General features: G+C 25.7%; 6 protein-coding genes. All 6 read left to right on the top strand.

Features of this window, described 5'->3' with window-relative positions; translation table 11 throughout:
- Positions 1-101: 101 nt before the first annotated feature.
- Positions 102-1,145, top strand: a complete 1,044-nt coding sequence (gene citC, locus ACY1IQ_RS20880; protein WP_461615805.1) for a [citrate (pro-3S)-lyase] ligase — start codon at positions 102-104, stop codon at positions 1,143-1,145.
- A gap of 4 nt (positions 1,146-1,149) precedes the next feature.
- Positions 1,150-1,674, top strand: a complete 525-nt coding sequence (gene citX / locus ACY1IQ_RS20875) for a citrate lyase holo-[acyl-carrier protein] synthase (RefSeq protein WP_461615804.1) — start codon at positions 1,150-1,152, stop codon at positions 1,672-1,674.
- A complete protein-coding gene (gene citG / locus ACY1IQ_RS20870) occupies positions 1,667-2,545 on the top strand; it encodes a triphosphoribosyl-dephospho-CoA synthase CitG (protein ID WP_461615803.1) in 879 nt (292 codons plus the stop codon). The genes citX and citG overlap by 8 nt, the downstream gene beginning before the upstream one ends.
- 253 nt (positions 2,546-2,798) lie before the next feature.
- Entirely contained in the window at positions 2,799-3,365 is a 567-nt protein-coding gene (locus ACY1IQ_RS20865) for an RNA polymerase sigma factor (protein ID WP_461615802.1), read from the top strand.
- Positions 3,365-4,351 (top strand): DUF4652 domain-containing protein, encoded by a 987-nt coding sequence (locus ACY1IQ_RS20860; protein WP_461615801.1) that lies wholly within the window; start codon positions 3,365-3,367, stop codon positions 4,349-4,351. Before ACY1IQ_RS20865 ends, ACY1IQ_RS20860 begins: the two co-directional genes overlap by 1 nt.
- Positions 4,352-4,650: 299 nt before the next feature.
- Positions 4,651-5,864: tetratricopeptide repeat protein (locus ACY1IQ_RS20855; protein WP_461615800.1), on the top strand; the 1,214-nt coding region annotated here is incomplete at its 3' end.

Here is a 5,864-nt window from a genome sequence, read left to right as displayed (position 1 = left end):
TTTTTTAAGAGAATATTTATAAAAATAGCTTTTAGGTATCTTTGAAAAATAAATGGTATTTTGAATTTGAATGTCTAAAAACTATCAAAGTGAGGTAAATTATGTATAACTTAAACTTAGAAAAAGTAAATTTAAATAAAGATAGAGATGTTTTGGAAGTTAAAAATTTCTTAAAAGAGTTTAATTTAGATTTAGATAAAGATGTAGATTATACTGTAGTTATTAGACAAAATGGCGAGATTAAAGCTACTTGTTCTAAAGCAAAAAGTGTCTTTAAATGTTTTGCAGTATCAGAGGAATTAAGAGGAGAAGGTGTTTCAGCTATTCTTTTAAATGCACTTAATGACAAATTGTTTGAGGAAAACATATATCATAGTTTTATATTTACCAAACCAGAAAATATAGAAATTTTTTTAGGATTAGGATATAAACTTATAGAAAGAGTAGAAAAAGTAGCACTACTTGAAAATGGAATATATAATATAGAATCCTATTTACATAAAATATCTAAGAAGTATAACTTAGAGGAGAAAAGAGAAAGAAGTTCATTAGTTATGAACTGTAATCCTTTTACCTTAGGCCATTTATATTTAATTGAAGAGGCATCTAAGGTTAGTGAAGAAGTTTTAGTGTTTATAGTAGAAGAGAATAAATCATTATTTCCTTTTGAGGTAAGGTATAACTTGGTAAAGAGTGGAACTGAACATTTAAAGAATGTTAAAGTTTTACCTGGGGGAGAATACATTATATCTTCTGCCACTTTTCCATCTTATTTTTTAAGGAAAAAAGATGATATATTGAGTGCTTATACATCACTAGACGGAAAAATTTTTGGAAAATACTTTTGTAACAAATTTAACATAAATAAAAGATTTTTAGGTGAAGAACCTTATTGTGAAGTTACAAATCAATATAATAAAAGCTTAAAAGAAATACTTCCGCAATTTAATGTAGAAGTTATAGAAATCCGTCGTAAAGGCTATGAAGATATGGCGATAAGTGCCTCAGCGGTTAGAGAATTAATTAAGGAAGAAAATATGAATAAAATTAAAGAAATTGTTCCAAAGGTAACCTATGATTTTTTAAATACGAAAGAAGGAGTTGAAATAAGGGAGAAAATTAAATTATCTAATTCTCCTCATTAAAATTATGAATAGTGAAGAAATGTTAAAAGCAGAAGAATTATTAGAAGCAAGAGAAGAAAGAGTTTCATTTATTGAAAAGCTTATAAATGAATATAACGCTCCTGTAGTTTGTGCTAGAAGTAACTATCCAGGACTTAATAAAGCGAACGAAATTACAGAAAAACTTATGGAAATAGCGGATAAAGTACTTATAGAAAAGCTAGATGATAAAACAATATTTAAAACTAAAATGATCACTGCTGAAGGATATGTAATTATATTAGTAGTGGAAGAAGATGCTATAGAAATTAAGAAAACTACTGTAGAAATAGAGCATTCTCATTCATTAGGTAGATTTTTAGATATTGATGTTTATGATGAAGAAAATAATAGTTTAAGTAGGGATCATTTAGGCTATTATAGAAGAAAATGTTTTATATGTGATGAAGATGCACATATATGCGTTAGAAATAAAAATCATCATATAGAAGAAATAAAAGATCACATAAGAATAAGTGTTAGAGATTATATGGAGAACAATGATGTGTAAAACCTATAGTATAAATAATATAGCTTTTAAAATAAGCAGTTTTGCAGTAGAGTCTATGCTTTACGAAATAAGCTGCTTTCCTTCTCCAGGGCTTGTATCACCTATATCTAGTGGGGCTCACAATGATATGGATTATTATACTTTTATACAAAGTACCTCTGAACTTATAAAATATATGATTTTATTTGCAGAAGAAGGATATTCAAAAAATACGGCTAAAGAAATTTTTCAAAGTATAAGAGAAGTTGGAATAGAAGCTGAAAACTCAATGTTTAAAAAAACTAAAGGAATTAATACTCATAAAGGCATGATTTTTCTTTTAGGAATAGCTGTCGCGGCCACTACAAAAGCAATACATGATAAAAAAACTTTTAATGATATAAGAAATATAATAAAGGAAATGACTTATGGAATAGTTGAAAAGGAATTAAAAAATATAGATAAAAGTAAAAAGCTAACCTATGGAGAAAAACTTTATATTGAGTATGGAGTTGAAGGAATAAGAGGACAAGTTGAAAAGGGATTACCTTTGGTTTTTGATTATGGATTAAAAATATTCAAAGAAACCTATGAATTAAGTTTTAATGATAGATTAATTCATACATTAATAGCCTTAATGGGAAGAGTAGATGACTCTAATATACTCCATAGACATTCTTTAGAAATGTTAAAGGATGTAAATAGACAAGCTAAAGAAATAATAGAACTAGGTGGTATGAGAACATTAAAGGGAAGAGAAAGAATTTTATCTATGGAAAAAGAATTTATAAGTCTTAGAATAAGTCCAGGGGGATGTGCTGATCTGCTAGCAATAACAGTGTTTTTTTATTTAATAGAAGAATATTTTAAAGAATTAAGTATTGAAGAGTAATAATAAACAATTGTATTTAAAAAGAAATTTTTAAAAAAGCACGTGAGGCATCTTCAAAAAAATAATAGACCAGTATGTTATCCTATTTTTCATCATACTACGTTGTCAGAACCTACCCATAGCACACTATGAGCAGAACCTGACGCCTTGTCTGATATAAAATATACTAACATCTTTGATCTATTATTTTCTTTCAGATGCCTAACTTTAATAGAAGTAAATTCGTATTAATTATATAAAGCGAGGTAAAATGATGGCAAGAGTTGATGCTTTTGAAGATATTAACTTAGTCAACAATGTGTTGAAGGGGGATGTGGATAGCTTCAATACAATTGTTAATAAGTATGAACTTATGGTGCTAAAATTTGTTTATAATATGTTAAAACAAAAGGAAGCATCAGAGGATATAACCCAAGAAGTCTTTATTACTGTATATAATAAACTTTATATGTATGATAAAAAGTTTAAATTCTCAAATTGGATACTTCAAATTGCAAGAAATAAAACTATAGATTATATAAGAAAATATAATAAAACTCATGAAACTAATATAGATGAAGCTTATGACTTATCATCAAAAGATATGTCACCAGAACAAATAGCAGAATATAAAGAAACAAAAGAAGGTATAAAAGAATATATTGACAGCTTAAACGAAGATGATAAACAAATACTAATTTTAAGATATTCTGAAAAACTCACTTTTAGTGATATAGCAGAACTACTAAAAATGACAGAATCAACAGTAAAGCGGAGGTACTATAGAATAAGAGAAAATTACAAAACTTATGTTAGTGAAAAAGAGGTGAAGTATAAATGATGAATTGTGATTTATTTAAAAACAAAATATTAGAGTATATTCATGGTACTTTATCAGAAGATGATGATAGAGAAATGGAAAATCACATTTCAAGCTGCGAAAGCTGTAGAAGTTTATACGAAGAAGAACTAGCCTTAGAAGACGCTTTTACAGATGTTTTCAGTATTGATGAAATTGAATTTAAAAGTTCAAAAGAAGCAATTATGAATTCTATAGATAAAAATAAATATAAAAATACTATAAATAATAAACTTCATTATAGTTTTAAAAAACATAGTAAAAAATATATAGGTGTTGCAGCAGCATTATTAATAGGGATTTTTATGATACCTGTGGTTTTCAAAGGAAACTCTAAAAAGTCAGAGATTATGACTAAGAGTGCTGCGGAGGAATATTCTTCTTTTCAAGAAAATTCTACAACAGAAGATTCGAATATAGGGAATAAGGAATCAAAGGATAAGTCTTTTAAAGCATTAGAAAATATATCTTTATTTAATATGAACGAAGTAGATTTAAATAAAAAGCTAGAATTTTCTACACCATGGAAAGCGACAGTTGATGGTCAATTTGAAGCAGCTATTGAAGGAAGGGGCATATATGGTAAAGAAGAAGGCATAGGAACTATATTTGTAAAAGATTTAGTTAACAGTAAGATGTATGAATTTAAATTAGCTGATGAAACTGCACAGCAAAGCCCGTTATATATAGAATGGTATGATAATGAAAATTTGATTGTTATTACTGGTTTAGGATACGGAAGATTAGAAACAGGGGATAGAGCTGTTTTATTAAATATAAAAAATAACAGCTATATTCCAATGTATGAAGCTCAAAATCCTAGAGAAAGATTAATATCAATAAGCCCTGAAGGAAATAATTTAAGAATAAAGTCAATATATTATATTGATGATATATTAAATAAATATGAAGATAAAGAGAAAATAATAGAGAATTATACTCCAGGAGATTTAATAACAATAGAATAAATAATTTATGGAAGTTAATATTTTAACTTCCTTTTTATTATTTTATTCTTGTCTAAGGAATTTTACATAAAATATAATATAGGAATCAAAGGTAAAAGCTTAAAAAAATTATTATCTTAATTCTTTATTTTTTATCACGATGATATAGATATAAAGATTAATTATACAAAAAGAAATGTGCTATTAAATCTTAATTTACAATAATTATTTTACTTCTACAGGGTAATTTTAAAATTAAGTGTAGTTAGTAAAATTATGGTATAATTGACTTATAACTAGGTAAGAAGTGCGGTGAGATCATGGAGAAATCTAAGAAAAATTATATGAAGGCAATGAACTATTATTATGAAGGGAACTTTGAAAAAGCATTAATTTATTGTGAAAAAAGTTTAGAGTTAGGAAGGGGAAATTCAGCAGCATTAAATTTAAAAGGACTTTTGCACTATCTAAAAGGTGATTTAGAAGAAGCAAGGAATCAATGGAAGATTAATTATAGATTAAATAATGATGATGTGGCTAGAAAGTATTTGGAAGATAGTAATAAAGATAAAGAAAATCTTAAACTATTTAATGAAGGAAGAGCTGCCTTTACACAGTTGAAAATAAAAGAAGCATTAGAACTTTTTAAGAGCTGTGAAAAATCTCATTTTAATTTTATAAATTTAAATAACTATTTAGCTCAATGTTATATAAAATTAGGTCAATATAATAATGCAGAGAAACATATTAATGAAGTATTAAAAACAGATAAAAATAATAAAATGGCAACAGAAGCCATGAAATTAATGAATGATTTAGGTGTAATTAAATACAAGAAAAAATATTCTAATAAAATTTTAGTAGGATCATCTATTGCTTTAATTTTATTAATTTCTTTATCTATATATACTTTTATTAAAGTAAGCTATAATAAAAATAACTTAATAGTAGAAGATAATAATAATAATGAACAGAAACAAGAATTAAATTTAAAAGAAGAAAAAGAGGAAGAAAAAAATAAAGTAGAAGAAAATAAGAAAGAGGAGAATAAATTTCCTTTTGAAGAATTAAAAGTACATATGGACAATCGTAAATATGATGATATAATAAAAATCTTAAAAGACTATAAAAATAGTGCACTTAATGATAATGAAAAACAAATGTATATAAAAGCTTCTAACTTTATAAATAAAGAAGCTATAGAAATTTATTATGATAAAGCAGAAGAACTTAGAAATAAGGGTGATTATAGAAATTCTATAAAAGAATTAGAGAAAATATATGAATTTAGTGAGGGAAATTATTTATATGAGCATATAATATATATGCTAGCATTAAGTTATGAAAAAGAAAGTGATATAACCACTTCTATAAAGTATTATGAAATTTATGCTAATAAATTTAAAGATGGAGATTATATAGAAAATGTAGTTTATAATCTGGCAATTTTAAACGAACATATAAATATTGAACAATCTAAAAAGTATGCTAATGAAATAATAAATAAATTCCCTTATTCTCAATTTAATAACTC

The organism is Clostridium sp. Marseille-QA1073, from assembly GCF_054863625.1.
Note: the sequence above shows the minus strand (reverse complement) of the source record. Positions and strands in the feature narration are given on the sequence as shown.

Bases quoted from the DNA above. Each gene is read 5' to 3' on its own strand.
- citG (WP_461615803.1), top strand. From the start codon at position 1,667: ATGTGTAAAACCTATAGTATAAATAATATAGCTTTTAAAATAAGCAGT.
- ACY1IQ_RS20860 (WP_461615801.1), top strand. From the start codon at position 3,365: ATGAATTGTGATTTATTTAAAAACAAAATATTAGAGTATATTCATGGT.
- citX (WP_461615804.1), top strand. From the start codon at position 1,150: ATGAATAGTGAAGAAATGTTAAAAGCAGAAGAATTATTAGAAGCAAGA.
- citC (WP_461615805.1), top strand. From the start codon at position 102: ATGTATAACTTAAACTTAGAAAAAGTAAATTTAAATAAAGATAGAGAT.
- ACY1IQ_RS20865 (WP_461615802.1), top strand. From the start codon at position 2,799: ATGGCAAGAGTTGATGCTTTTGAAGATATTAACTTAGTCAACAATGTG.